Origin of the sequence: Parabacteroides faecis (genome assembly GCF_014647375.1) — a bacterium.
GTDB lineage: Bacteria > Bacteroidota > Bacteroidia > Bacteroidales > Tannerellaceae > Parabacteroides > Parabacteroides faecis.
The window spans coordinates 139923-166253 of record NZ_BMPB01000017.1 but is presented as its reverse complement, the minus strand read 5'-3'; the positions used below and the strand labels follow the sequence as shown (position 1 = coordinate 166253).

Here is a 26331-nt window from a genome sequence, read left to right as displayed (position 1 = left end):
AGTTTGAATATTTGTAAAATAATCCCCGCTATCCGCCTGTAAACACCCGGATACCGATCAGACAACAAATATAATCCATCTTTTCGGTAATATTAGAACTTTTTAAGCCTAAAGAAATAAACTATAATTAATAAAGCGATAACTTCGCAAATTACAAGGTGATGACATCGTTTTAACACATATAATATATGAAAAAGTATCTTTCATTGGCTGCCTCCGCCCTGCTTCTTGCAGCTTGCAGCGAAAAACCGGGTTACGAAATAACCGGTACAGTTTCAAACGCCGATCTGAACGGGAATTACGTATATCTTTATGAGTACGGAAATCCGGATGTTTTACCTTTCGACAGTGCGCTGGTAGAAAATAATACATTCAAATTCAAGGGTACTCAAAATGAATCACTGATTACGATCATTCAGTTCTCGCCCGATGTTGTTCAGGCAGAACGCGGCATAGCTACTCCATTCAAGACAACGTTCACACTTGAAAACGGTAAACTAACTATCTACCTGGACACCTTATCAAGTGTAACCGGAACTCCCGCCAACGATGCAGAAAAGGCTATGAAAGACAGTCTCAAACCATTTTTCGATGAAATGGGAAAACTGGGAGACGAAATACGTTCCGAAGATAAAACGGTTGCCGCTGCTGCAGAAAAGAAGTACGATGAAATCAGCGACAAAATAACCAAGGCTATCTGTAACTATATTCTGGCTCATATGGACCAGAAAATGTCTGCCAGATATTTATACGATAACCGTTACAACCTGAGTGAAGAGCAACAGAACGAAATACTGTCAAAAGCCGACTCAACCTTTAAGGCACAGCCAAATATCGACAAAATGGTCAGTCATCTGGAAGTTCTGAAAAACGTTGCAGTCGGTAAAAAATTCACTGACTTCGAAATGGCTGATCCGAAAGGTGAAGTTCATAACCTGTCAGAATTCGTAGGCAACGGCAAAGTTGTCCTGATCGACTTCTGGGCATCCTGGTGTCCTCCCTGTCGCAAAAAAATGCCGCATCTGGTTGAATTGTACAAACAATATAAAAATAAAGGTTTTGAAATAGTAGGTATTTCGCTCGACAGCAAACCGGAAGCCTGGGCCAAAGGTGTAAAGGACCTGAACATTACCTGGACACAGCTTTCCGACCTGAAAGGATGGCAGAATGCTGGTGCTGCCTTATATGGCGTGAACAGCATTCCTCATACGATCCTGGTCGATAAAGACGGTACGATCATTGCCAAGAATATTCATGGCGAAGAAATAGATGCCAAATTACAGGAAGCACTTAAATAATAAAAAGTTACGATATGTCTGCCCAAATCACTCTCGACTGGAAAAAGGATTCTACCTTTGAAACCCAGATGGATGGCCATACGGTAACGATCGACACCAGCAAAGAAGACGGCGGCACCGGTTCGGGTGTCCGCCCGAAAGCGTTGATGCTCGTTGCTATGGCCGGTTGCAGCGGTGTCGACGTGATCTCTCTTTTCAAGAAAATGAGAGTTCGCTTCGACAAACTGTCGATCGATGTCAAAGCAGAGACATCCGATACGATCCCGATGCTTTATACTGCTTTCGATGTTACTTACCATGTTACAGGAAACACAGAAGACAGTGCCCGGATAGAAAAAGCGATCCGTCTCTCACAGGAAAAATACTGCGGTGTAGCGCTTATGATGAAAAAGATAGGCCCCATCACTTACCGGATACTGCTTAACGGTACCGAACTTAATATTCAGCCTATCGATAAATAACGAACTTTCCGTCTTGCATGGCTGAATTAAAAATTTTATCTTTGTGCGGTCTTTTAGAAAGCGATATTACATAAAAATTAGCATAAAGTTTTATTATCACTTTAATATAATAAATTAGCGATTATGATTTATTCACATGAAGTTCAACACATGTGTGTTGTAAAGAAGGGAGCCAACCATCCTTGTGCTCCGATTCCTGAAGAAGGAAAATGGGTTAGATCTACTCAGATCACTGACATCTCAGGTTTGACTCATGGTGTGGGTTGGTGTGCTCCTCAGCAAGGTGCATGTAAACTGACACTGAACGTTAAGGAAGGAATCATTCAGGAAGCTCTGGTTGAAACTATCGGTTGCTCTGGTATGACTCACTCTGCTGCGATGGCATCAGAAATCCTTCCGGGCAAAACACTTCTGGAAGCATTGAACACTGACCTTGTTTGCGACGCTATCAATACAGCTATGCGCGAATTATTCCTGCAGATCGTTTACGGACGTACTCAGTCTGCTTTCTCTGAAGGTGGTCTGCCTATCGGAGCCGGTCTGGAAGACTTAGGTAAAGGTCTGCGTAGCCAGGTTGGTACTATGTTCGGTACTTTGGCTAAAGGTGTTCGTTACCTGGAAATGGCAGAAGGTTACTGTACTCGTATGGCATTGGATGCTGACGATCAGGTGATCGGATATGAATTCATCCACCTGGGTAAATTCATGGATATGGTAAAGAAAGGCATCGATGCTAACGAAGCACTGGAAAAAGCGAAAAGTTCTTACGGTCGTTTCAAAGAAGCTGTAAAATATATCGACCCTCGTAATGAATAAGAAAACACTGACACGCGTCCTGACCGGGCTAATAATCATAACTGTTATCGCGACGGTAATCACCTACTTCGTTATGAAGCCGGACCGTCCCTGGATGGCATTCTATATGGCCTGTTGCGGCGGTGTACTTGTTTTCAACTTTCTAATATCTTTATTCCTGGTAAATAAGAATTTAAAAAAGTAAAAATAATATGGCTTTATTTGAAAGTTACGACCGTCGTATTGATCACATCAACGCGGTTTTAAAAGAATATGGTATCAACGGTATCGAAGATGCAAAAGCTATCTGCGACGCTAAAGGTATCGATCCTTATACAATGTGTAAGGAAACTCAACCTATTTGTTTCGAAAATGCATGCTGGGCTTACGTTGTAGGTGCTGCTATCGCTATCAAGAAAGGTTGCACAAGCGCTGCTGACGCTGCCGAAGCTATCGGTATCGGTCTGCAGGCATTCTGTATCGCTGGTTCTGTTGCTGACGACCGTAAGGTTGGTATCGGCCACGGTAACCTGGGTGCACGTCTGCTTCGTGAAGAAACAAAATGTTTCGCATTCTTAGCCGGTCACGAATCTTTCGCTGCTGCTGAAGGTGCTATCAAGATCGCAGAAATGGCAAACAAAGTTCGTAAAGAACCGTTGCGCGTTATCCTGAACGGTCTGGGTAAAGATGCAGCTATGATCATTTCACGTATCAATGGCTTTACTTATGTTCAGACTCAGTTCGACTATGCAACAGGTGCTTTGAACGTGATCAAAGAATATCCGTATTCTACAGGTCTTCGTGCAAAAGTAAAATGCTATGGTTGCGACGATGTTCGTGAAGGTGTTGCTGTAATGCGTGCTGAAGGTGTTGACGTATCTATCACAGGTAACTCAACTAACCCGACTCGTTTCCAGCACCCGGTAGCCGGTACATACAAGAAAGAATGTATGGAAAACGGTCACAACTATTTCTCTGTTGCTTCAGGTGGTGGTACAGGCCGTACTCTGCACCCGGATAATATGGCTGCCGGTCCTGCTTCTTACGGCATGACAGACACGATGGGCCGTATGCACGGTGACGCTCAGTTCGCTGGTTCTTCATCCGTTCCTGCTCACGTAGAAATGATGGGATTCCTGGGTATGGGTAACAACCCGATGGTAGGTGCTACTGTTGCTGTAGCTGTTGCTATCGAGGAAGCTATGAAGAAGTAATTAAACTTACTGATATAGTAAAGCCCTTGCAGCATAAGATTGCAGGGGCTTTTTTATATACCATATCTCAGTTACACGCCATTCAATAGAAAAGAAAATGTGGAATAAAGACTTACTATCTTCGTCCCCCATTCCTTCCGTTTGTATTTGATCTGTCATTCGTTTTTGACTCACTATTCGTTGGATTTCTATACTGTTCCGTACGGTTACTTGTTCCGCTATTCGACGGACGGGTAACTTCTGAAGGTTTTGTCTGCGGACGATTGGTTTCCGGACGGCTTGGCCTATTCGATTCGGGACGATTCGAGCCGGGTCTGTTTGACTCCGGACGACTTGGTCGATTGGACTCCGGGCGATTCGAGCCGGGACGGTTAGGCTTGTTCGGACGATTCGAATGATGATGGTCCGGAGGGTAAATATAAATAGGACGACCATAATCCGGGAATATCATCGGAGGAGCTACCGGTGGAATATAGGTCACATCGTCATACAAATATTCATATCCTGTCAGATAATTATCCCAGAACTCCAACGCATACACTTCATCACGGGCTGTCCGATATTCCAAAACTTCCTGCACATAACCATCTTTCTTGTTTACAGCCAATACCCGGTTAGGAGGTCCCATCATGTTCTCCACCTCGGCAACAGTCATACCCGTGGTCAACATACCCAGATCCAGATATTTATATGCTCCGCAAGCTACCAACAAGAAAGAGGTCAGTATGATCAAACTTATTTTTTTCATTTTCATTTTGAAATTAAAGACTCCAGATATTCGATGAATTCGGAAGTCGTCCAGTTCCCGTCAAAGACTTCACCGTTAACGAAGAAAGTTGGCGTTCCCTGTACATCATTTTCCAATCCGGAATCGTAGTCATCTTTTACTTTCTGATAGAAACGGTCTTTGCCGAAATCCGTTTCAAACTCTGCGGCATTTATTCCTAACTTCTTAGCATATTCCAGCAGATAATAGTCATCCAACGCATTTTGATTTTCAAAAAGAAGATCGTGCATTTCCCAGAACTTGCCATGAGAAGCAGCGATCTCTGCTGCAATAGCAGCATGCAAAGCGTGCGGATGTAACTCCGTCAACGGGAAGTTACGAAAAACAAACTGCACTTTGTCACCGAGTTTCTTCTGTATATCTTTTACTATATGATAAGCTTTTCTACAATAAGGACACTGATAATCAGCATACTCAATTAATTCTATCGGTGCATTGACCGGACCTTGAACGTGATCGTTCTTATTTACTTCCAAATACATAGCTGTTACTATTTGATTTCTAATTAATAACATCACAGACTTTTCTTTTGTTGTTTATATTAGCATTTCATTAACTGAACCGATTCTGTTTTTTAGCTATCTTCGCATCTATGAAAAGAGGTACAGCAGATTTACCATTACATTACGGAACCGTTCCACCCTGGTTGGCCGAACGAATGAGCCTGCTTGGCGGAGCTATTGCAGAAGCCATCATCATCGAATACGGACGTCCGGCTTTGCTGCAACGCCTGAGTGATCCGTTCTGGTTTCAGTCGTTAGGCTGCGTGCTGGGAATGGACTGGCATTCGTCTGGTATTACAACGTCTGTTATGAATGCCCTGAGAAAAGCGATCAATTACCGTTCAGAAGAACTTGGTGTTTATATTTGCGGAGGAAGAGGTAAGTTTTCGAGAGAAACACCTAATCAATTGCTGGAGGTAGCCAACAAAACCGGATTAAACGGGAATGAATTGGTAAGACACAGCAAGCTGGCAGCTAAGGTCGATAACACAGCTGTACAGGATGGTTTTCAGCTTTATCTGCATACATTTATCGTTACCAAAGAGGGCGACTGGTCTGTCATCCAACAGGGGATGAACCCGAATGAACGCATGGCACGGCGTTATCACTGGCTTTCGTCTTCACTCCGTTCTTTTATGGAAGAGCCGCATACTTCTGTTTGCGGAAGGAACCAGGGATTGATTCTCAATCTGACGGATAAACTGGCTGCACCGACAAAAGAAGGTATTGTCGAACTGACAAAAGAATCCCCCGACAAGCTGATGCGCGAAGTTTCCATTATCCTTCCCAATCACCATGAAGTAAAAGCTGAAGATGTAAATCTTAAACGGCTGGGAGCCGCTCTGATTCTGGCTCATGAAACAAATATATCCGATATGGAATCGCTTCTTTTGTTGGAGGGAGTGGGACCAAGAACATTACAATCACTCACTTTAGTCAGCGAAGTGATACATGGGACGCCTTCCCGGTTCTCCGATCCGGCACGTTTCTCTTTTGCCCACGGGGGAAAAGACGGGCATCCGTTCCCGGTTCCGACAAGTGTTTATGACGAGACTATTGAAGTGTTTAACAATGCAATCCATAAGGCACATCTCGGAGAGAAAGACAAGTCCGATGCACTAAAGAACCTTTCCAAAATATCACAGGAGATGGAAAAAGGCTATACGCCCAACAACTATTTCGATGATTGGGTACAATACGAACGGGATAATTCTTACAAATACAAAGGAAAAACTGTTTTCGGAAATGCCAAAAAGCCCGTAAAGAAAAAAGAGGACAAAGGAGAAGGTGGAATACAATTAAGTCTGTGGGATTAAAGTTACTTTTCTCTTGAAAGAAAAGTAACCAAAAGTTCAAGGCTGCACCTGCCTCGCTACTCCGCATCCTGCGTTCGCTGTCGCCTCCGAAACTCGCTGCGCTCAAACAACGGATGCTCCGGACGCTCTCTACGGATGCTGCGCTTTACGCTCACCAGCTGAGGCCTTTCAGAGAACGCAAAGCGTTCTCTTATGATTGCCGATACTGCCTGTTAAAACCGAAAGCACTTGTTATAATAAAATCTTCACTAGCGTCGTACCAACGTATATTTATACCCAGTCTCCGTACAATCCTGGATAAACAAGGTATCGCCGTTTATCGACAACGGATAAGCCGGATTGGTTGCATAAAAGACATCCATCAGATAGGCTTCGTATCCTACCCCCGTATCGGCTTTCCGCCAGTTCAGATCGCCGGGTTCGTCTTTTCCATCTTCCGACCAGATATATTTATCGCCGTCAAATACAATGAAAGTATTTTCAAACTCGCAAAGCTGACCGGCGTTCTGGCCGCTGACCAATTCCCACTTTCCATTGACAAATTCCTTGATCTCGGGAAGTGATTTATCAAAAAGAGTCGCCTTAACTTTCGCACGGGTTCCTGTCTTCTCTACTGTTTGATCTCCCCCCTGCTCCGACTTACCTTTACAACCACTTGTACCGATCAGGCACAAGCCCACAGCAGCAATAATGAAAATACTTTTCACGTTATTCATATCCGGTCCTTATTTACAATGTTCCTTTATCAGTCTTTCAGCTAACGGATCACCCAGTTCTTTTGCCTTATTCAAGGCTTCACAGGCTTCTGCTTTCTTTTCCATACGTACATAACAAATACCTTTCAGACGATAACAAGCTGCAAAATCAGGAGCAACCTTCAATGCCTCATCAATACATGCCAATGCTTCCGTATAGTTTTTCAAACGAACATAGACAGATGCTTCTTCCGCACGGTAATCCGGGATATCCGGACTCAGGCGAACGGCTTCTTTGATATCAGCCAAAGCACCATCCATATCGCCGGCACGGAATTTAGCCTGTTCACGGTAGAAATAAAAATCGCTGCCGACACTGCCGTTCATTGCTTTATAATACAAGTCATAATCTTCGACCGCTTCTGCATACTGTGACAGACGGAGTTTCCAGTCCACACGCTCCAGAATAAACTGACCGGCATCGGATGTAAGCGGTAACCCACACTTTTCTACAGCATTATCCAGCAGGGCGATCACATCTCCGATATTGAATCCGGGTGTATTTTCCTTAGCCTTAGCAGCCCAATAGAAAGAGCTAGGCGATGCCAGGTCACTATTGTTCACGATCATATATTCGTTATAAGCCTGGTCGAATTCTTTCAGGAAGAAATGAATATCTCCCGCCAACTGATGATAAACCGGAAGATCCTCTTCACTTATAGCTTTCTGAATTGTTTCCATTGCAGCCTGTACAGTCCATGCCGGATCGGTCAAAGTCGTATCGGTGGCAGCTACGCTATAGATCAGTTTCGCTTTATTATAATATACATCTCCTTTTTTATTGCTGTATTTGGAAGCTGTTTCAATATCGTCCAACGCCAATTTCAGATACTTATCCTGCTCTGCAGGAGTAGAAGCAAGTTCGGCACGGCGTCCGGCATAATGATTGGCACGGTTCAGATAGCCGTCAACAGAACTCGGGAATGTCGCGATAAAATCGTTCAATGTTTCCAGATATGTTTTTACATCCTGTGTACTTCCTTTCAGGAACAAAGCGACCTGGGCCTGCTCTACGTCTGCCGGCCATGCTTTCTTTATCCCTATACTATTATATACGGAATTCAGGAAATCGGTGGGAGCTATAGACAGACTATTCACATAAGATGCCGAAACGGCATACGATACATCTTTCTTACCGGATGCATCAGCCTGCGCCAAACCGAAAACTTCACCTTCGGCATTCAATATCGGCGAGTTCACCCGGGCATCTTCCAACGGAATGGATAATTTGTAGTAACTGTACGGATCTTTCAGTTTGCTGACCTCCGTAATCGTTCCCTGTTCAAAATCAGCTTTTTTTTCTGTTGTATAGGGTAATAAATAAGCTACAGCACCTACAGCCAGCGGATCGGCAGCGATAGGAAAGAACTGTACCTTTTTGGGAGTTTCCGCTTTCACCTTTATAACATCATACAATTCATCCGCACCGACGATCGTTGTAACCGGATATGTTTTTCCTTCCACATCCGTCACCGTTGCCTTTTCTGCCCCTTTGAACAGATCGTAAGCTGTAAGGACATCCCCTGTTTCAGAAACAAAAATGCCTGTTCCCGAGGTAAGTTTGGTTCCGTCTTTCCCGTATGTAGTGATTAAAACAACAGCTTTTTTACTTTTGTCCATCCATTTAGGAGCGGCGTTTTTCTGCGCAGTTGCCGGTAATAGGTGGCAACAAATCAAAATAAGTAATAGTATTCGTTTCATTTCTTTTCTCATGTTATCAGATATGCCGACAAATGTAATACTTTATTATCTGAGTACATATTGTCTGAGTATAAAATTATCCGCTTATGAAATTTAAAATGTTATTCCTTTTCACAACCAAAGACGGCGGAGAGCTTGCTATCACCTTTATTAAACATCATGGCGGGAGATACAATAATACACGTTTCAGGTTTCAGTCATTTTCATGCGTTGATATCCGGGGCTTCGGAATGAAAAGTAATTATACAGCCGCCTTTTTCGGAAAACCAGGGTCTTTTGAATACAAAACCAGGGACTTTTGACTTCAAAACATATATGCTTTGCAGACAAAACATATATGTTTATTTTCAATAGATACCTACCACATATCAAATAATAGTAGTATATTGCGAAAGTTCATTATTTGTCAGAAATTAACGGATAGCAAACATACCATGAATATAATTAAATATGCACTTTTATCAGTTCTTTCGATATGCCTGTTAACTTCCTGCGGAGCAACGCTATCAAACGCGATGGCTGCTGATAACAATATTCAAAAACTGGAATTGGGAATGGCAAGGCAGGATGTTATAAATATTATGGGGAATACTTATAAAAGGCTGGAAGTAAAACAAACTCCTACAGGTTATCTGGAGACGCTTGGATACGTTGACTATGTGGAGGGAACTTATAGGTTGCGTCTGCTTGACGGGAAACTGCAGGAATGGGATTACATACAGCCTCATAAATGCAAGGAAAAATAAACCCTTCAGGATAAATAGATGGTTTATAAATATTTAAACCACCTGAAACCTGCAACGTACTGTTTGAAATACTTATGGATTCATGCTAAAACACTTAAGTATTTGTTCCCAGATACATAAGTATTTAATCAGAAAAACATAAGTATTTCAACAATAAAACTTACTTTAATCGGATAATATCTCCAGTCCGTCTTCCCGCATCACGAAAGTATGTTCCCATTGGGCGGAAGGAAGTTCGTCGTCGGTAATGACAGTCCAGCCATCTTCTTCCGCAATATAAACACGATATGTTCCCATATTGATCATCGGCTCGATGGTGAAAACCATGCCCGGAACCAGTAACATACCGGTTCCTTTACGGCCGAAATGGGTAACTTCCGGCTCTTCATGAAATTCCAGGCCTACTCCATGACCGCATAAGTCACGGACTACCGAAAAACCATTCTTCTCCGCATGTTTCTGGATCGCATGACCGATATCGCCCACATAGCCGAAAGGTTTAGCAGCTTCCACACCTATTTCCAGACATTCCTTTGCCACACGCACCAATTTCTCTTTTTCTGGAGAAACCTTGCCGATCATATACATCCGGGAAGCATCCGAATAATAACCGTCCAGGATCGTAGAAACATCTACATTGATGATATCACCTTCTCTCAATATCTCTTTTTCACTGGGAATTCCATGACAAACAACCTCATTGACGGAAGTACAGACACTCTTCGGAAATCCTTCAAAATTCAACGGAGCCGGGATAGCCCCGTGGGAAATCGTATAGTCATAGACCAGTTTATCTATTTCAGCGGTCGACATACCGGCTTTTATTTCCTTTCCCACTAAATCGAGGATTCCTGAATTTACAACTCCGCTTTTGCGGATACCTTCAATCTGTTCTTCTGTTTTAATCAATTTCCGGGAAGGAACCAAATGACCTTTATTCTGGAGATAGAGAATCTTTTTATCTAGTTCGGTAAGTGGTTGGCCCTTGATTATCTGCCAATTATTTCTTTTTCTCATACATTTATTCCGTTATTCTTTAGTAATAACACAACAAAGGTACATTAGTTTTTAATCTTTACAGGTAAAATCAGTTTAATAAAGTTCAAAAAATGACACCCAGTTTGACTAAAAGACAATGATAATTCAATGATTCTTCATAAGAAGAAACAAAATGGGAGGTTGAATATTCCCGTAAACGTTTTAGATCCTGTAGCCCATATCCCAAAGCAAACAAAAGTTTCTTATCAGACCATACATTCATCCGGACCCCGACAGAAGGCGACAAATAAAACCCTCCCACCATCTTTCCGGAAGGAGCAAAAGAATAACCGACCGAACAATCGAGATAAGGAGTAAACCGGACCGGTTTCAACAGATCGAATTGCAAATTACCGGTTAAAGGGATCAGAATATCTCCGTCATAAAGGGAAAATCCACTCCCTAATCCGACCGAAAAACGGTTGCTAAAGCGATAGAATGCTTTACCCTCCAGTACGAACGGGACAGCAGAAGGCGTGTTCATCGGAATCCCCGTACTGACAGTTACCTGATATTGAACAGGTTTATAATCCGTTTGACCTTTTGACACAAAAGGTATCAGAATAAAGAAAAATACGAACAGGTATTGTTTCATGGCTGGATCGTTATTGTGATCTGTTTTACAATCTGTAAAGCGGAGGTCAGGGAAGAGGTATCCGGATATATCTGTCCGTCACTTCCGTCCGGCGAACTATGTCCGACCAGCGTAGCGACATACGATGTAGCATCCGACGACAGGTCGATATCCGCTGCATAGATAACGGCAGGTTGTCCACTCCCCTCCTTTCCGCCTGAATAATTCTTATCTCCCTCCTGAGCCGATTTTGGATAGTTGTCATTAAAATCGGTGGAATGATTGATTTCTATTTTCACTCTGAACTGCTTCAATCCTTCCGCAGGCTGCATCTTCACATCGAAACCGTCATGCGGGGTCGCTCCTGTCAGACCATCCGTAAAAGGTTCTTTTTTGGTCGGCAGATACAGTCCGTCATCATATTTTACTCCACGTGAGTAACTCCAGTGCGGCAAAGACTCCTTCCTTCTGTTTTTACCTGCCATTTGCCAGCTTTGGGTCGCGATCTTATGGGTCACATAAACTGTAGAGAGATAGTTGCCATCCCTGTCTTCCAACCATATAGCTATCTGGGGAGGATTCTTTTTGTTTATTCCCAGGAACAAGGGAAAGTCATGCAACCATGATTCGCCTTTCTCCAACGTGATTTTCAGGTCATTCTTTTTATACTCCACCAAATCATTGTTGCATGAACAACAAGCCAGCAAAACCATGCAGGCTCCAGCAAAAATACTTGTCTTATTCATTTGTATAATTTTTAATCCAGTTATCGATCAATCGGTCTAATCCTTTCTCCAGTTGTTCCCAGCCTGTCTCACTTTGCAGTTTGAAGCCATTGTAAACCGGACAATTTTCTTCCAGCAGGACAAGATAAGTGATGGAAGAAGTCAGGACAGTCGCCATAACGGCTATATCCTCTTTCGGCCGGTTCGTTAATCGGCTGACTGCTTCAATCAGCCAGATGCCTTTTGCCTCCCTCCTTTCGCGTAACTCTTTTATTACTTTATTTTTCGCTGAAAGCTCCCAGCGATACAACCGTCTCAAGGTGTAACTGTCGCGCAACATCGTGATCTGATCACGAAATAACTTCTTGACGAAGTCTCCCAAATGTGCTACATCAGGCAATTCCGGCTCCAGGTTGATCCAATAGTCATTCCGTTGAATATAGGCGACGATCAGTCCGTCCAACGATTCAAAATAACGATAGATCAACATCTTCGACAATCCGGCTTTTGCTGCCACGGCATTTACTCCGAGGTTCTCAAAACCGTCTTCCTCTATCAAGTCATCTATCGCCTTCAGGAAAGCCAACTCCGTCAATTCTCTGTTTTTACTCATTCTTTCTTTTTCCATCATTCTTACTGTTGTTACCATTCGGTCACAAACATAAGTTACCCAGCGGTAACATCACAAGAAAAAACTAATTATTTTATTTATTTCTTCAGAAAAAGCGATCCGGTTGCTTTCTAAACAGAGATATATTCGTATGTTTACCAAGTAAAAACATACATAACGAATAAACCTGTTAAAAATGATAGAAGCACCGGAAGCCTTGTACATCTCCGAGCAGATGAATCAAACGATTAAAGGGAAAAGAATTACATTTGTCAGCGCAGGATATACACCTCATAAGTTTGCATGGTTCTATGGAGATCCGGCTAATTATTCGGGGATGCTTACCGGTAAGATAATTGGGGAAGCTCATGCCTATGGTGGTCTGATCGAGATAGATATAGAAGATGTGCGTTTATTATTCGGAGACGGGATGAATATCCGGTACTACGCTCCCGGTGAAAAGATACCGGAAAAACACCAGTTGCTCATTGCTTTCGAAGACGAGAGTTGTATCATGGGATCCGTCCGGATGTACGGGGCAGTCATGTGTTTTCCTGACGGTGCTTTCGATTGCAGCTTCAGCTCCTATCGTGAAGGGGCACGTACCAAACCACAGGTGCTTTCGGAAGCTTTCGACAAAACCTATTTTCTGAGCCTGATAAACAGTGAGGAGAAACAAAAGAAAACGGCAAAGGCTTTCCTTGCGACCGAGCAAACGATACCGGGATTAGGAAACGGAGTTTTACAGGACATCCTGTTCAAAGCACGTATCCATCCTAAAACTCGTATCAACATATTATCTGAAAAACAGAAAGATACGTTGTTTCATTGCACTAAAGCGACACTTCAGGAAATCTATCAGGCAGGCGGACGTAATTCGGAAACAGACCTGCTCGGAAATAAAGGCCGCTATATCCCCATACTATCCAAAGATACCACCGGCAAGCCTTGCCCGGTTTGCGGAGAAGATATACGCAAAGAGAGTTATATGGGAGGCAGTATCTATTATTGCTTTGAATGTCAGAAGTTGACTCAACCGTAAAAATATTTCTTTTTAGGATTAATCTTTCTCTACCTGCCTTTTATCTTGATAATGAATAAAACCAATAGGTTTACGTTCTACTTGTTTATCAATTTGTTTCTGTTTGCCAGCTAATTGCGATAAAGCTAAATAAATATCATCTAATTCTTTTCGGGTATCCTCGCTAAGGTCATTTATTGCAGCTATCGTATCTTCACTTCCATCTTCCAATGCTTTGATACGATTTTTTAGATCTTCAAGTTCCTGATTATTACGGATACCATTTCGTATTGCAACGAAGGCCCTCATTATTGAGATATTCACATTTATGGCAACATCGCTACTCAAAACACCAGACAACATTGCTAAACCCTGCTCAGTAAAAGCATTAGGTAACTTACGAATACCTCCCCAACTTGAAGTCACAAACTGTGATTTCAAGATTGCCCATTCATCAGAAGTCAATTGAAACATAAAATCACTAGGGAATCGTTTTATATTTCTTTTTACAGCCTGATTCAATATTCGAACTTCTACTTGGTAAAGTTCCGCCATTATGCACAGTAAACGATTATGTACAGTACAATTCTGCAAGTGTCTTCCATCAGGACATTTTCTCATATCTCTGTACATAATCATTTTTCTTTATAGGCTCTTTAGCCACTCTAACAAGTTGTCATTATTGACCCACATAGGAGTTTCGTTTGGCATCACATCCGCATAGGCTTTTTCAATGGCATCACGTTTCTGTTTAGAATCCGCTCTTGCATAAATCTCTGTAGTTGTGACAGAAGTGTGTCCTAAAAAGTCCCGGATGTAAATTAATGGCACATTCGCTTGTAATAAGTGCATTGCCTTAGAATGGCGGAACGAGTGGCAGCCAATACCATCAGGAATAAGCGATGTTGATTCTTTTCTTGCCATTTCTGCATATTTCAAGAGAATGTATGTGATTCCACCACGCGTTAGTTTCTCATTATGCTTATTACAAAATAAAGGATACTGATTGGCATACTTATCAGTAAGTTTATGCTCAATCATATATTTTAGTAAATGTGCCACTTGTCCATCCAACATTGGTACAATCCGCACCTTGTTACCCTTTCCTTTGATTTTTATCACATATGGCTTGTCGAGGCGGACGGATGAAGCTATCAAGTCGGCTATTTCTTGTACTCGTGCTCCTGTGTCATACATCAATGACAATAAAGCCAGGTCACGTCTGCCACGCATGGTAGATATATCGGGTTGCTTTAAAATTAATGCAACACCCTCTATTGTCAAGTAATTTAAAAATTTCGTCTCAGTCTTCTTATTTTTGATAGATAATATTCTTTGGCATTCATAAAGGTTCTCTATAGCTTGATACTGTAGGTAACGATAAAAAGCATGGATGGCTGCAAGCCGCGCGTTTCGAGTTGAATTGCCGTTGTGCCTTTCCTTTTGTAGCCAATCAAGAAATTCCACAACAAGTTCTTTTGTTATACATTTAATAGTAAGTACTTTTATATTGAGACCCTTCTTCTCTTGAACAAAGGTGACAAGTAATAAAAATGTGTATTTATAAGAGCTGATAGTGTTGGTGCTTACACCGCGTTCTCCGGGCAAGTATTTGATTAAAAAGCCAGATAAGTGTTTTGAGAAATCAGTTGGATTCATGATATTCTGTTTTAGGGAAAACGTTCAAACATACAACATTGACATTCTTAAGCAACTCTGGATACATTTCAGCGGTCAATCTCACATATCCGTTTGTCGCCCTTATTGACTGATGACCAAGGTAGATAGACAAGTAAGGTAATGCACAATACAAGTCAGTACCTTCCTCTGCCATTTTAGCAAGAGAATGCACGGCAAATGTATGTCTTAAGTCATGGATGCGAGGTCCTTGGTGGTTCCCCTTGTATGGAATACCAGCATCCAAAAGGATTCTCCGGAACCATCCATACACAACTCCACTTTTGCATTTGCTCCCATTCAGGGAAACAAAGAAATAGTTTTTATCCCTATTTAGTGGCATCATATCCCTATATTGTAGATATTCCTTACAAACAGAAGAAAGCGACTCGGAGATAGGGATTAAACGTTCTTTAGTATTTTTACTATCCCTGACGATCAAATAATTTTGATCCAAATTTATATCATCATCCAAAAGCGCCAATGCTTCATTTATGCGGAGTCCCGTGCTATAGAGTAACCGAAACAGAGCAGGTAAAATAATTACATAGCAATTCATTAGTCTACGGCTTATTTGAACTTCATCGCAAGCTTTGAATATAGCCACAATCTCTGTTTGAGAATAGATGTATGGAATGACAATACGTTCGTGAACTTTCGGAAAGACAGGGATGTATGAATGTACTCCAATATCATTCATTAAAGAAGACAGCTGTACCAATATTCTGATTCTGCGTTGCCTGTATTTGTCTGATTCAAACCCTATTCTTTCAGACCATGCGTCTGAAAGTTCTTTTGTTATGCCAGGCGATAATTCCGCTCTTTCTATAGTAAACCGGTCGAACCGGAACAGCAATTCTTGTGCGGATGTATATTTATAGCCTAATTTTTGTTTCAAAGCAATCAATTGCTCAATGTATAAAGCATAAGCCCCTGTAAAGTTATAATGTTTACGCATAAAAAATCCCTCCTTTTTGAGTGTAAAACTTTTGTAAAACAGGAGGTACTTCAAGCGCACATTGTTTAAGGGATGTAGAATCTATCCTCAAGTAATACTTCGTGGACTCTGTACTACCATGACCAAGAACCTCAGAAATGATGGGAAGAGTAGTCCTTTGTTCGAGCAGTACACCAGCTAATGAATGTCTCAAAGCATGTGCTCCATGTCTTCTGTTTTCAATATTTATTCCAGCATGAACAAGGTGTTTATGGACAATAGAGGTTATGGCGGCACTATAAAGTCGGGTAAAAGGAGCTTTTGCTCTTAAGAAAACATATGTTTCTTTTGATTTCGGACGTGCGAGTTTTAAATAATCAATAATTGCATTCCCTAATTCTGTGAGTAGTGGTAATTCTATCCGTTTCCCTGTTTTGTTTTGATCCAATTGCATAAGGCTTTTGTCCCATATAATATTTTCAAACTTCAGACTGCAAATATCTGAAGCTCTCAATCCTAGTCGGGCAGCCAATAAAATTATTGCGTAGTCACGCTTCCCCAAATCACTACTTCTTTCAATAGATTGCAGCAGGCTTTCTATCTCATCTTTTGAGTAATATGATGGTAGCTTGGGTTGCTCCCTGATATTATGGCGTGGAACAGCCAGGGATAAATTTGTAAGTGTATAGTTGTTGTCATACAAGTAAGAAAAAAATAACTTCAATATGGAAGCTGCATTTTGTATAAGGGACTTTACCTGAGCGTCAAGGTTATTAAAATACAGTAAGATGTGAACAGTCTTAATGTTCTGGATTTCATCTACTTTAATTCTATTCAGAAAACAAAAAAAGCGATAGAGAGTTCTCTCGTATCGATCTATTGCATCCGGAACTAAACGTCTCAAACGACAAGCATTAATATAGGATTGCATTAAAGTTCCTATTTCTCCATAAAATGACACCTCTTGCTTTGATGGTTTTACAATCCCTGTTGATTGGTATTCTGATAAGATCTTAATCGATCTGACAAAATTTTTATTGGAGGTGGACAGTTTACGATAATCCTGATTTAATCCAAACCTCTGACTTAAAAAGGATTTCCCTACCAGAGGGGTGTAAATATCAATGTCATTTTCGAACATATACCGATCTAACTTTCGCCAAACCCAGTAATAATTGCGGATTGTGACTTTTGACCGAAGAAAATGTGTTGACATGTAATTACTAACTGAGGCGGTTAATTCATCCAAGGAAAGGATGCTGAATTTAAATAATGGTCTCATAACTAAATATTTTACTAAGAACAGCAAAATCACTGCTCTCAGTAAAATACAAAAAATTATGTTTAGTTATTGATTCTCTTATGCTCTATTTTAAAGCTGCTAGATGACTTTACTGTACATAATCGCTTACTGTGCATAATTGCGGTTATGTGAAGCTTCACATAACGGCCAAATCTTTATCAAGCATAATCTTTTGTCCTCTGATCTCATATATTTTACTTTGAATAATCTGTAAATCCATAATGTCAATGTTTTATTGATGTTCATATCTGATCTTCCAGAGAGATCAACAATTCTTCGTCTTCTATTTGACTGATCTGCTTTATCAAGTCTTCCCGACGCCTGTTTATTGAATTGATCGACATGATTTTGATTTTTAAAGTGACTTCACAAAGATAGAAATAATCTTATTGTAATTCCGGATTTTATCCGTTTCAATTTGTATGTTTGCAGTATGAAATGGACATATTCTTTTATCGCATTATTCTCTATCCTGATTGCCTGTAACAGCAATACAGAATCAAAAGACAGTCAGGAAGAAAACCAAACATTGGAAACAATCTTCAACCGCAAAAGCGTACGCAAATATACACAACAGCCGGTTGAAAAAGAGAAGCTGGAAACATTGGCCCGTGCAGGAATGGCAGCCCCTTCATCCAGAGACCGCCGCCCTTGGGAGTTTATCATCGTAACAGACCGTGATATCCTGGATACCATGGGAGACGGATTACCCCTGGCACGTATGCTGAAAGAGACTAAACAAGCCATTATCGTATGTGGCGATACCGTCAAATCCGGCAATGCCTGGCAGTTGGATTGCTCCGCTGCTGCGCAAAACGTACTGCTGGCTGCCGAATCGTTAGGACTGGGAGCCGTATGGACTGCCGCCTATCCTTATCCTGAACGGATGAATGTTGTACGGGAAGCATTGCATCTTCCCGACCATATCGTTCCGCTGACAGTTATTCCGGTCGGTTACCCTACGGGAATAGAAAAGCCGAAAGATAAATTCAACAAGAAACAGATACATTACAACGGATGGTAAAAAATAAATCCCGGTATCACTCCCCTGCCTTTTGGCTTTCAGGAGTAATACCGGGATTTTATCTATCATTTAATTCCGGGAAAAAGATCAGAATCCGGCATGTTCTTCTTTATTAACCGACTGGTCCGAATCGCGTTTCTTTTCTCCGCTATACATCCATTCGATCTCATCTTCGTACGTCTTGCCGTCTTTTACAACGACCGTCTTTACGATATTCTTACCCATATCGAGCGTCACATTATCTATAATATAATGTACGGGCGTATAACCTTCACGGATACCGGCCAGTTCTTTGCCGTTCAGATACACTTTCGGCGTACCGATATTTGAATAAACCGTCACTGAAGTTTCCTTTTTCTCACGATCCCAGTTACGACGTTGCGTCAGGAACAGTACAGGTTCTTTGCTCCAGTTGGCCTTATACCAAAAATAAGAATCTTTTTTGATCTTACGATCGAATGTAACCAGTCCTTTCATATTCCGAGCCGGAACACCGCCACGCACCCACATCGGGGCACAGAAGTCAAACGTATTCCAAAGATAAGAAGCAATGATATACGGATGGGCCGCGATCACGCTCCACTGATATTCGTGAGTCTTGGTAGCAAATGTCTCCGGATAAAATTCTTTTGTCCAGTTTAGGGCATCTCCCAGATATTCTGTCTGATGGTTCAGGTTGGCATCAGCACCGTACTCGGTCAGCATCAGTTTCTGATGAGGATATTCTTTTTCCAATCCTTCCACCCAGGGTTTGATATCCTGTATTTTCTTTTCATACCAACCGAAATAACGGTTCATCCCCTGAATATCGGCAACCAGGTTCACCGGATGTTCCATATGACCATATCCGTTTACCGATACTGTGTAACGATCCGGGTCTTCCGTCTTAGCCAGATCATGCAGAGATTGCGTCAGTTCTTTGGTATATTGATGCGGCTGATACACTTCGTTATGCAGTCCCCACACATAAATAGACGGGTGATTGAAGCTCTGGCGGATCATTTCACGCAACTGGTTCCGGCAGTTTTCCGCTTCCTGACCCGTGACACGGTTCACAAACGGTATTTCCGCCCAGATGATCAATCCCAGGCTGTCGCAGCGGGAATATAAATAATCCGACTGCTGGTAATGAGCAAAACGGACGGTTGTCGCACCGACATCCATGATCGTAGCCAGATCGAAGTCATGGTTCTCATTCTTTAAAGCACTACCCAGTCCCCACCAGTCCTGATGACGGGTAACACCATACATCGGATACTTCTCACCGTTCAGATAGAATCCTTTACCGGCAACGATCTCATATTTACGCAACCCTAACGGCTGTACCATTTCGTCGATCACCTGTCCGTCTTTGATCAGACGGCTGACAACCTTATACAGATAAGGATTCTCACGTCCCTGCCACAAAGTCGGTTTCTTGATCGTGAAAGAAGACTCGTAAGCCTGTTCGCCCTGTGCCGTCAATTCGAAAGACTGACTGTTCGTTGCAATCTGTTTCCCTTCCTGGTCATAGATCGTATTCTGCAAAGTCACAGGGACCGGTTGCAGAGTACCGTTATCCAGTTTCACCTTTACTTTTACCTCCGCCTGTTTCTTAGACACATTCTTTTGGGTAATATAAACACCCGGAGAAGCACAATCAGTCACACTGATGTTATACGGTTCTGTTACGATCAACCATACCGGACGATAGATACCGCCATACACCCCGAACAGATTATGGTTGACGGGAATCACATCCGGACGCGATTTATTGTCCGCTTTCACCATGATCTCATTTTCTTCTCCCGCTTTCAATAACGGACCGATCTCACAGGCAAAAGCCGAGTATCCTCCTTTATGGGCAGTAGCCAACACTCCGTTCACAAACACTTCGGAACAAGAGCCGACACCTTCAAAACGTAAAAAGACACGTTTATCCTTTAATTCCGCAGGGAAAAAATATTGTTTCTTGTAATAAGCAGCCCCTTCATAAAAGCTATTAGCCTGTACCTGCATATCTTTAGCATTCCAGGTATGGGGTATTTCCACTTCTGACCAACCACTATCCCACTTTCGGGCATTTACAGCCAACTCTTTTTCAGCCGGAGCCTTCTTAAATGACCAGCCGGAATTAAAAGATTCCACTTTCCGGCCTTCCGCCTGCATCGACACAAATCCCAGACAGGCTAATAATAAGGTTAAACTTAATACTCGTTTATTCATGATTTGTTAATTGAATGAGTTGCAAATATACCTCCGAGCATCCGTTTCTGCTAATAAAATCATCTCATTACCGATTAAGATCGTCTCTATTTCGGCAAATAGCTCCATATTTATTACCTTTGTACAGATAAAAACAACTATATTGCTCCTGCAAAACCACACGTTGAATACATATGGCGAAAATACACAAACAAATACACATACTTATCATTTTACTCATCCATACCATTTCCGGTTATGGAAACAACAACAACCTGTTCTTCTTTTCACACCTGGGAGTGGAAGACGGGCTTTCCCAAGTCTCAGTGCTTAATATTTTCCAGGATTCGGACGGATATATATGGTTCGGAACCCGTAATGGGGCAAACCGTTATGACGGATATGAATTTAAACTGTATCAAAACGAAGTGAACAACCCGGCTTCAATCAGTGATAATTATATCCGCAAGATCAACGAAGACAAAAATAAAAACATATGGATAGGAACCTCCAACGGTGTGAACTGCATTGACTATAAAACACAGCAAATCTCCCGTTTCTATCCCAGAACAATTAATCCGTCAATTACGACTAATGCCGTCAATAACTTTCTATACCATACCAACGGCGATTTATATGCGTTCACCACCCGAAGCGTATTAAAATGTAATCCGGATAAAACGGTAGAGGAAATGTCTTTCCTGAAAAATTTCGAGGCTCCTATTCACTCTGTCATTCAGGATAACGACGGAGATATCTTTATCGGAACGGAAGACAAAGGATTATATATATTCTCCAGCGACTGGAAACGAAAAAAACATTATCTTCCGGATAGCGCCAATAATCGGCAGAAACTACCTAATAGCACTATATCCACTTTATTAAAAGGTCCTGATAATAACATTTTCATTGGAACCAATGAACACGGGTTATGTATATATAACAAAAAAGATGAGACTTTTATCCGGCTGGACACAGACAACTCCGGCCTGAATAACAATTCGATCCGTCACCTTATTCCATTCGGTAAAGACTCTATTCTGATCGGCACATTCAGAGGTTTAAATATACTGAATACTCAAACTATGATTATCAAGTCCATCGATATGGACATGAATGCAAAGGGGGCACTCAGCCATTACTCCATTCACAGCATGCTGATCGACCGTGATCAAACATTATGGGTTGGAACCTATTCTGCCGGAGTCAATTACCACAGCCCGTTTTATAAACCGACCTCATTCATCACGCCGAATGCCTTTGCCGGTATCATAGGACAAGGCCAGGAAGATAACGACGGTAATATGTGGTTCGCAACGGAAGGGGCCGGATTACTTTATTATAATCCGAACAATGAGGAACAAAGGATCTATCCCATTAAACCGTTACAAGCCGGGAATTATGAAATAAATATCCTCAAATCCATTTTGATACAGGGAGATTCTATTTTTTGTGCGACCCATTTCGGGTCTGTTTATCTCTTTTCGATTCATAGTAAACAATATCAAAAAATACATGACTATAAATATAACGACATTAATACCTTATATATTGATAGCAAAAAACGGTTATGGATTCCGACCAATACTCCAAGCCAGACGGTTATGGTCGATAAAGGGAAAACAATCAATAAATTCAATGTCGATGGCAGAGAAAAACAATTCAAAGGAATGTGCCTGATCAAAGAACTCGAACAGGATATCTTTTTATTTGGTGCGATCAGCGATAGTGTTTTCGTCTATGACATGAACGAAGAAACAGTAACGGACCTCACTGCCCGGTTACAGAACGGAGAGAAAAACAAACGATTAGGAAGTATCACCGGTGCATTGAAAGATGTCGAACAATACATATGGATAGCCACCACCAAAGGTGGTTTATTCCGGCTGGATAAAGAGTTGAACTTAATACAGAATTATCAGAAAGAGGATGGACTGTCGGAAAGTTACATCAATTCGCTATCCATCGATAAGAATGGCGATATATGGGTGGTCACCGTTAAAGAACTATATAAATTAAATCGTCCGGAAAATAAATTTGAACTGATCAGCCCCATTGACAGTCCGACACAAGAATACACACTCTATGCCAATAATTGTGTATCGAAAGACGGAACCCTCTATTTCCCGGGAAATAAAGGAATACTGGCGATCAATCCGCAAAAAGTGATAACGAATCCCAATATTCCCCCAGTTTATATAACCTCATTGCTTATAAACACTCAGGAAGATCCGGAAGGGCAAGCAACCTATCAGGAGTTATCGCCTCTGCAGTATGATAATAACGTCACACTTGAAGCCAACCAGGGAAATATCACGATCCGGTATTCAGCTTTAAACTTTATCCATTCTCAGGATAATTCCTACGCTTATATAATGGAAGGAGCCGACCATAACTGGCATAATATCGGTCATCGCCGGGAAGCTTATTATAGTAATCTATCACCCGGAAAATATACTTTCCGGATAAAAGCAGCCAACAACGACGGCATTTGGAATACCCGGGAAGCAATACTGCATATCACCGTCAATCCTCCATTCTACAAAACGTGGTGGGCCTACCTGATCTATTTGTGTATCATATCCCTGATCGTTATATGGATCGTGCAGCGGCAACACCTCAAACACGAACGGGAACGGGAAGAAAAATACAGGGAGCTGGAACAGGAACGGATGAACGAACTGCATGAAGAACGGATGCGGATGTTCACCAACTTCTCACATGAACTGAGAACACCCCTTACATTGATCATTAATCCGTTGAATGATCTTCTTCAACGGGTAACCTTCTCTCCGGAAGTGAAAGATGCCTTGCAACTGATCAAGAAAAATACAGGAAGAATGTTACTGCTGGTAAACAATTTAATGGATATCCAGAAATATGAAGCCGGAAAAACAATCCTCCAGAAGACTCGTTTTAATTTTAGTGCGTTCATACAGGAAATGTATCATTCATTCGAAAGTGTTGCAGCGAACCGGGAGATTACTTTCACGCTGGATAATAATCTGCCGGAATCATTCTTCACTTGTTACGATGAGGCGGAAATCGAAAAAGTCTTTTTCAATCTGTTGTCCAATGCATTCAAATTCACTTCGTCCGGTGGTCAGGTAACCATTCGCATACGGCAAATAGCCCAGCCCTATTGCGAAGGTTTACCGATGTTCCCGGAACAACAAGTTTCAACTTTGATAGAAAGCAGTTACCTGTTTATCGAAATAACAGATACCGGAATGGGATTCAACCAGGGAGAAGCCGATAAAATATTCGAGCCATTCTACCGTGCCAAAGAAGATATCTACAAACAGGTATCCGGTACCGGTATCGGCCTTAGCCTGACTCGTTCCATCGTCCAGCAACACCAGGGATCTATCTGGGCTACAAGTACCGAAGGAAAAGGCACTTGCTTTATGATACTCCTGCCGGATACGGAAAAGCAAAAAGAGCAGGCTAATGACGTTTCCCATTCATATCCTTCCGAGATCAATAAGAAAGTAGCGTTGCTGGTTGAAGAAACAGAAACCCGTAATAAACAAACAGTCTTACTGGTTGACGATAATCAGGAAGTATTGGAATATCTGGAACAGCAACTCCAACACGACTACATTGTCATGAAGGCGATCAATGGAAAAGATGCTCTTGAACAAATAGATAAAACGTATCCGCATATCGTTATCAGTGATGTGATGATGCCGGAAATGAACGGACTGGAACTCTGCATAAGAATCAAAGAAGATCAAAACTTCTGTCATATTCCGGTCATTCTGTTAACAGCTAAATCGATGGTCTCACAAATTGAAGAAGGGCTGGAAGCAGGAGCAGACGATTATATCGTAAAACCGTTCCAGGTCTCTTTACTGAAAGCCCGTATAAAAAATATCCTCTCACTCCGGGAGAAAATGAAAAATATCTACGGAGAATCATCGACACTGAAACAGCTCGGTGTGGAAGAACCGGAAGAGAACAACGACTTCCTCAGTCAATACATAGATATTGTGAAAGCCAATATATCCAATCAGGAACTGGACGTGTCAGTGATCTACCAGGCTTTGGGTATGAGCCGGGCAAACTTTTACAGGAAAGTGAAAGCCGTTACCGGCTTATCCCCTATCGAGCTTATCAAGAATATACGCCTGGAAGCCGGAGCAAAGCTACTTAAAGAATCGAGTATGAATGTGTCTGAAGTAGCCCAGCATGTAGGTTTCAGTAGCCGCTCTTATTTTGCCCGAAGTTTTAAGACGGTTTATGGAATGTCACCGACCGAATATCAGGAAAGTAAACAATGAGACATTTATACTCACATTTGGGATAATTATACTTATCCCAAATGCAGTTCTTTTATTCTTTTGGCTATTGTTAATCATTAATAAAAGAAACTATGTATTCATTGTCATTAAAACACATGGCAGCACTGGCCGGGCTGAGTGCCGCCACCTTGTTGCCCGTAAATCTGATTGCAGAAACGGCCGTCAGCCCTTCTATCGAACAAAACACCCGGTCAGGCTTTGATAAACAGGAAATATTATCGGTTGCCGGAAAAGTTGCCGACTGGCAGATCAAAGAGTTTCCCAACAATAAATATGCAATCAGTGAACCCAAAGGTTGGATCGCCGGTGCTCTCTATTTGGGAATGTACGACTGGGCCGAACTCTGTGGCGATACCCAATACTTCGACTGGCTGAAAAAGGTCTTCAACCGCCAGCACTGGCAGGTAGCCGACCGGATGTATCATGCCGACGACATTTGTGTCTCACAGACTTATCTGGATATGTATAATAAGTACAAGGAAGAAAAAATGCTTCTCCCTACCCTGGCCCGCATCGACTGGGTCATCAATAATCCATCCAAAGGAGGATTGGATATCGATTATAGCAAACCTGTCACCTATGAAAGATGGTCCTGGTGCGATGCCTTGTTCATGGCTCCCGCCGTTTATACCCGCCTTTACACCCTCACCGGCAATAAAAAATATATGATGTTCGCCGATACCGAATTTAAAGCCACTTACAATCATTTATACGATAAAGATGAAAAACTCTTTTTCCGTGATAGCCGCTATTTCGGTCAGAAAGAGGCAAACGGCAAAAAAGTCTTTTGGGGACGCGGAAACGGCTGGGTGATCGGCGGTCTGGCAGAAATATTGAAAACATTACCTGTCGATGATACGGAATATCGTCCCTTTTACCTCCAGTTGTTTCAGGAAATAAGCGAACGGCTAGCCGGACTGCAAAGCAAAGACGGCTATTGGCATGCCAGCCTGTTGGACCCGGAAAGTTATCCGTCGCCGGAAACCAGTGCGACCGGTTTTATCGTCTATGGTCTTGCATACGGGGTGAATCAGGGGTATCTTCCGGCAGATAAATACCTTCCCGTTATCGAAAAAGGATGGAAAGCTCTTGTCTCGGCAGTAGAACCGGACGGTAAACTGGGATGGGTACAGCCAGTCGGTGCCGATCCGCGCAAAGTGACTCGTGATATGACAGAATTATACGGAACGGGCGCTTTTCTGATGGCCGCATGTGAGATTTATAATTTTAACAAATAAAGCCACATAAAATACATGTTTTTTAGCGTATTGAGACAATAATACGTCCTTTTGAGACATATTTGTCCGCACACAATATGTATAATTCATTCTTTTGACCCAAAATTAGTAAACCACTTT

The 26331-nt window shown here is 42.0% G+C and carries 24 protein-coding genes and 1 pseudogene; 11 read left to right on the top strand and 14 right to left on the bottom strand.

Translation table 11 applies throughout. The annotated features are described in order from the left end of the window. Nucleotides 1-188: 188 nt before the first annotated feature. The 5 genes from IEY67_RS22745 (at nt 189) to IEY67_RS22725 (ending at nt 3768) form a co-directional block, all read left to right on the top strand. The gene (locus IEY67_RS22745) at nt 189-1298 is read left to right on the top strand and encodes a TlpA disulfide reductase family protein (protein ID WP_183672463.1); all 1110 of its coding nucleotides are present in this window, start codon (nt 189-191) and stop codon (nt 1296-1298) included. Nucleotides 1299-1312: 14 nt separating this feature from the next. Continuing rightward, nucleotides 1313-1759, top strand: coding sequence for an OsmC family protein (locus IEY67_RS22740; RefSeq protein WP_122375336.1), 447 nt, complete (start codon nt 1313-1315; stop codon nt 1757-1759). Nucleotides 1760-1882: 123 nt separating this feature from the next. Further along, complete coding sequence (locus IEY67_RS22735; RefSeq protein ID WP_075556747.1) at nt 1883-2575, top strand: iron-sulfur cluster assembly scaffold protein; 693 nt, start codon at nt 1883-1885, stop codon at nt 2573-2575. Further along, nucleotides 2568-2759: a hypothetical protein gene (locus IEY67_RS22730; protein ID WP_122352139.1), complete on the top strand. Its 192-nt coding sequence runs from the start codon at nt 2568-2570 to the stop codon at nt 2757-2759. The genes IEY67_RS22735 and IEY67_RS22730 overlap by 8 nt, the downstream gene beginning before the upstream one ends. A 7-nt stretch (nt 2760-2766) precedes the next feature. After that, a complete protein-coding gene (locus IEY67_RS22725) occupies nt 2767-3768 on the top strand; it encodes a GGGtGRT protein (protein WP_122352138.1) in 1002 nt (333 codons plus the stop codon). Between the two features lie 115 nt (nt 3769-3883). Here IEY67_RS22725 and IEY67_RS22720 read toward each other — a convergent pair whose 3' ends face one another. Then, entirely contained in the window at nt 3884-4516 is a 633-nt protein-coding gene (locus IEY67_RS22720; RefSeq protein WP_183672462.1) for a hypothetical protein, read from the bottom strand. A gap of 2 nt (nt 4517-4518) precedes the next feature. Continuing rightward, nucleotides 4519-5037 carry a DsbA family protein gene (locus tag IEY67_RS22715; protein WP_229801173.1) on the bottom strand — a complete coding sequence of 173 codons (519 nt, stop codon included), beginning with the start codon at nt 5035-5037 and terminating at the stop codon, nt 4519-4521. Nucleotides 5038-5147: 110 nt separating this feature from the next. On the opposite strand from IEY67_RS22715, the gene IEY67_RS22710 reads away from it, so the two are divergent. Continuing rightward, on the top strand, nt 5148-6374 hold the full coding sequence (locus IEY67_RS22710) for a DUF763 domain-containing protein (RefSeq protein ID WP_183672461.1): 1227 nt from the start codon (nt 5148-5150) through the stop codon (nt 6372-6374). 248 nt (nt 6375-6622) lie between these two features. Here IEY67_RS22710 and IEY67_RS22705 read toward each other — a convergent pair whose 3' ends face one another. Both IEY67_RS22705 and IEY67_RS22700 read right to left on the bottom strand, forming a co-directional pair. Continuing rightward, nucleotides 6623-7090 (bottom strand): hypothetical protein, encoded by a 468-nt coding sequence (locus IEY67_RS22705; protein ID WP_122352134.1) that lies wholly within the window; start codon nt 7088-7090, stop codon nt 6623-6625. Nucleotides 7091-7099: 9 nt separating this feature from the next. Next, nucleotides 7100-8830 (bottom strand): serine protease, encoded by a 1731-nt coding sequence (locus tag IEY67_RS22700; RefSeq protein ID WP_183672460.1) that lies wholly within the window; start codon nt 8828-8830, stop codon nt 7100-7102. Between the two features lie 434 nt (nt 8831-9264). On the opposite strand from IEY67_RS22700, the gene IEY67_RS22695 reads away from it, so the two are divergent. Next, on the top strand, nt 9265-9576 hold the full coding sequence (locus IEY67_RS22695; protein WP_147382550.1) for a hypothetical protein: 312 nt from the start codon (nt 9265-9267) through the stop codon (nt 9574-9576). A gap of 165 nt (nt 9577-9741) precedes the next feature. Here IEY67_RS22695 and map read toward each other — a convergent pair whose 3' ends face one another. From map to IEY67_RS22675, 4 genes are all read right to left on the bottom strand, one after another. After that, a complete protein-coding gene (map, locus tag IEY67_RS22690) occupies nt 9742-10593 on the bottom strand; it encodes a type I methionyl aminopeptidase (RefSeq protein ID WP_183672459.1) in 852 nt (283 codons plus the stop codon). An 85-nt stretch (nt 10594-10678) separates the two neighbouring features. Then, nucleotides 10679-11209 (bottom strand): hypothetical protein, encoded by a 531-nt coding sequence (locus tag IEY67_RS22685; RefSeq protein ID WP_183672458.1) that lies wholly within the window; start codon nt 11207-11209, stop codon nt 10679-10681. Next, entirely contained in the window at nt 11206-11934 is a 729-nt protein-coding gene (locus IEY67_RS22680) for a T9SS type B sorting domain-containing protein (RefSeq protein ID WP_183672457.1), read from the bottom strand. Before IEY67_RS22680 ends, IEY67_RS22685 begins: the two co-directional genes overlap by 4 nt. Beyond that, complete coding sequence (locus IEY67_RS22675) at nt 11927-12541, bottom strand: TetR/AcrR family transcriptional regulator (protein WP_122375367.1); 615 nt, start codon at nt 12539-12541, stop codon at nt 11927-11929. The genes IEY67_RS22680 and IEY67_RS22675 overlap by 8 nt, the downstream gene beginning before the upstream one ends. Nucleotides 12542-12719: 178 nt before the next feature. Here IEY67_RS22675 and IEY67_RS22670 point away from each other — a divergent pair, with 178 nt between their 5' ends. Continuing rightward, nucleotides 12720-13565, top strand: a complete 846-nt coding sequence (locus tag IEY67_RS22670; protein WP_183672456.1) for an endonuclease VIII — start codon at nt 12720-12722, stop codon at nt 13563-13565. An 18-nt stretch (nt 13566-13583) separates the two neighbouring features. Here the strand turns inward: IEY67_RS22670 and IEY67_RS22665 are convergent, their stop codons facing one another. The 5 genes and pseudogenes from IEY67_RS22665 to IEY67_RS25270 form a co-directional block, all read right to left on the bottom strand. Further along, complete coding sequence (locus IEY67_RS22665) at nt 13584-14177, bottom strand: ORF6N domain-containing protein (protein ID WP_229801172.1); 594 nt, start codon at nt 14175-14177, stop codon at nt 13584-13586. A gap of 12 nt (nt 14178-14189) precedes the next feature. After that, nucleotides 14190-15203: a site-specific integrase gene (locus tag IEY67_RS22660; protein ID WP_183672455.1), complete on the bottom strand. Its 1014-nt coding sequence runs from the start codon at nt 15201-15203 to the stop codon at nt 14190-14192. Further along, on the bottom strand, nt 15190-16179 hold the full coding sequence (locus IEY67_RS22655; RefSeq protein ID WP_183672454.1) for a tyrosine-type recombinase/integrase: 990 nt from the start codon (nt 16177-16179) through the stop codon (nt 15190-15192). Before IEY67_RS22655 ends, IEY67_RS22660 begins: the two co-directional genes overlap by 14 nt. After that, entirely contained in the window at nt 16172-17440 is a 1269-nt protein-coding gene (locus IEY67_RS22650) for a site-specific integrase (protein ID WP_183672453.1), read from the bottom strand. The genes IEY67_RS22655 and IEY67_RS22650 overlap by 8 nt, the downstream gene beginning before the upstream one ends. 160 nt (nt 17441-17600) lie before the next feature. After that, nucleotides 17601-17681 (bottom strand): annotated as a pseudogene (locus IEY67_RS25270) (ORF6N domain-containing protein); the annotation flags it as partial. A 213-nt stretch (nt 17682-17894) separates the two neighbouring features. On the opposite strand from IEY67_RS25270, the gene IEY67_RS22645 reads away from it, so the two are divergent. Then, the gene (locus IEY67_RS22645; RefSeq protein ID WP_183672452.1) at nt 17895-18485 is read left to right on the top strand and encodes a nitroreductase family protein; all 591 of its coding nucleotides are present in this window, start codon (nt 17895-17897) and stop codon (nt 18483-18485) included. A gap of 87 nt (nt 18486-18572) precedes the next feature. Here IEY67_RS22645 and IEY67_RS22640 read toward each other — a convergent pair whose 3' ends face one another. Beyond that, a complete protein-coding gene (locus IEY67_RS22640) occupies nt 18573-20690 on the bottom strand; it encodes a glycoside hydrolase family 2 protein (protein WP_183672451.1) in 2118 nt (705 codons plus the stop codon). A 173-nt stretch (nt 20691-20863) separates the two neighbouring features. Here IEY67_RS22640 and IEY67_RS22635 point away from each other — a divergent pair, with 173 nt between their 5' ends. Beyond that, nucleotides 20864-24952, top strand: coding sequence for a hybrid sensor histidine kinase/response regulator transcription factor (locus tag IEY67_RS22635; RefSeq protein WP_183672450.1), 4089 nt, complete (start codon nt 20864-20866; stop codon nt 24950-24952). Nucleotides 24953-25044: 92 nt separating this feature from the next. Beyond that, nucleotides 25045-26211, top strand: a complete 1167-nt coding sequence (locus tag IEY67_RS22630; RefSeq protein WP_183672449.1) for a glycoside hydrolase family 88/105 protein — start codon at nt 25045-25047, stop codon at nt 26209-26211. The last annotated feature ends 120 nt before the right edge of the window (nt 26212-26331 follow it).

What these genes read in the sequence shown, in the direction of transcription:
- IEY67_RS22745 (WP_183672463.1), top strand. Translation starts at nt 189, where the DNA reads ATGAAAAAGTATCTTTCATTGGCTGCCTCCGCCCTGCTTCTTGCAGCT.
- IEY67_RS22740 (WP_122375336.1), top strand. Translation starts at nt 1,313, where the DNA reads ATGTCTGCCCAAATCACTCTCGACTGGAAAAAGGATTCTACCTTTGAA.
- IEY67_RS22735 (WP_075556747.1), top strand. Translation starts at nt 1,883, where the DNA reads ATGATTTATTCACATGAAGTTCAACACATGTGTGTTGTAAAGAAGGGA.
- IEY67_RS22730 (WP_122352139.1), top strand. Translation starts at nt 2,568, where the DNA reads ATGAATAAGAAAACACTGACACGCGTCCTGACCGGGCTAATAATCATA.
- IEY67_RS22725 (WP_122352138.1), top strand. Translation starts at nt 2,767, where the DNA reads ATGGCTTTATTTGAAAGTTACGACCGTCGTATTGATCACATCAACGCG.
- IEY67_RS22720 (WP_183672462.1), bottom strand. Translation starts at nt 4,516, where the DNA reads ATGAAAAAAATAAGTTTGATCATACTGACCTCTTTCTTGTTGGTAGCT.
- IEY67_RS22715 (WP_229801173.1), bottom strand. Translation starts at nt 5,037, where the DNA reads ATGTATTTGGAAGTAAATAAGAACGATCACGTTCAAGGTCCGGTCAAT.
- IEY67_RS22710 (WP_183672461.1), top strand. Translation starts at nt 5,148, where the DNA reads ATGAAAAGAGGTACAGCAGATTTACCATTACATTACGGAACCGTTCCA.
- IEY67_RS22705 (WP_122352134.1), bottom strand. Translation starts at nt 7,090, where the DNA reads ATGAATAACGTGAAAAGTATTTTCATTATTGCTGCTGTGGGCTTGTGC.
- IEY67_RS22700 (WP_183672460.1), bottom strand. Translation starts at nt 8,830, where the DNA reads ATGAAACGAATACTATTACTTATTTTGATTTGTTGCCACCTATTACCG.
- IEY67_RS22695 (WP_147382550.1), top strand. Translation starts at nt 9,265, where the DNA reads ATGAATATAATTAAATATGCACTTTTATCAGTTCTTTCGATATGCCTG.
- map (WP_183672459.1), bottom strand. Translation starts at nt 10,593, where the DNA reads ATGAGAAAAAGAAATAATTGGCAGATAATCAAGGGCCAACCACTTACC.
- IEY67_RS22685 (WP_183672458.1), bottom strand. Translation starts at nt 11,209, where the DNA reads ATGAAACAATACCTGTTCGTATTTTTCTTTATTCTGATACCTTTTGTG.
- IEY67_RS22680 (WP_183672457.1), bottom strand. Translation starts at nt 11,934, where the DNA reads ATGAATAAGACAAGTATTTTTGCTGGAGCCTGCATGGTTTTGCTGGCT.
- IEY67_RS22675 (WP_122375367.1), bottom strand. Translation starts at nt 12,541, where the DNA reads ATGGAAAAAGAAAGAATGAGTAAAAACAGAGAATTGACGGAGTTGGCT.
- IEY67_RS22670 (WP_183672456.1), top strand. Translation starts at nt 12,720, where the DNA reads ATGATAGAAGCACCGGAAGCCTTGTACATCTCCGAGCAGATGAATCAA.
- IEY67_RS22665 (WP_229801172.1), bottom strand. Translation starts at nt 14,177, where the DNA reads ATGTACAGAGATATGAGAAAATGTCCTGATGGAAGACACTTGCAGAAT.
- IEY67_RS22660 (WP_183672455.1), bottom strand. Translation starts at nt 15,203, where the DNA reads ATGAATCCAACTGATTTCTCAAAACACTTATCTGGCTTTTTAATCAAA.
- IEY67_RS22655 (WP_183672454.1), bottom strand. Translation starts at nt 16,179, where the DNA reads ATGCGTAAACATTATAACTTTACAGGGGCTTATGCTTTATACATTGAG.
- IEY67_RS22650 (WP_183672453.1), bottom strand. Translation starts at nt 17,440, where the DNA reads ATGAGACCATTATTTAAATTCAGCATCCTTTCCTTGGATGAATTAACC.
- IEY67_RS22645 (WP_183672452.1), top strand. Translation starts at nt 17,895, where the DNA reads ATGAAATGGACATATTCTTTTATCGCATTATTCTCTATCCTGATTGCC.
- IEY67_RS22640 (WP_183672451.1), bottom strand. Translation starts at nt 20,690, where the DNA reads ATGAATAAACGAGTATTAAGTTTAACCTTATTATTAGCCTGTCTGGGA.
- IEY67_RS22635 (WP_183672450.1), top strand. Translation starts at nt 20,864, where the DNA reads ATGGCGAAAATACACAAACAAATACACATACTTATCATTTTACTCATC.
- IEY67_RS22630 (WP_183672449.1), top strand. Translation starts at nt 25,045, where the DNA reads ATGTATTCATTGTCATTAAAACACATGGCAGCACTGGCCGGGCTGAGT.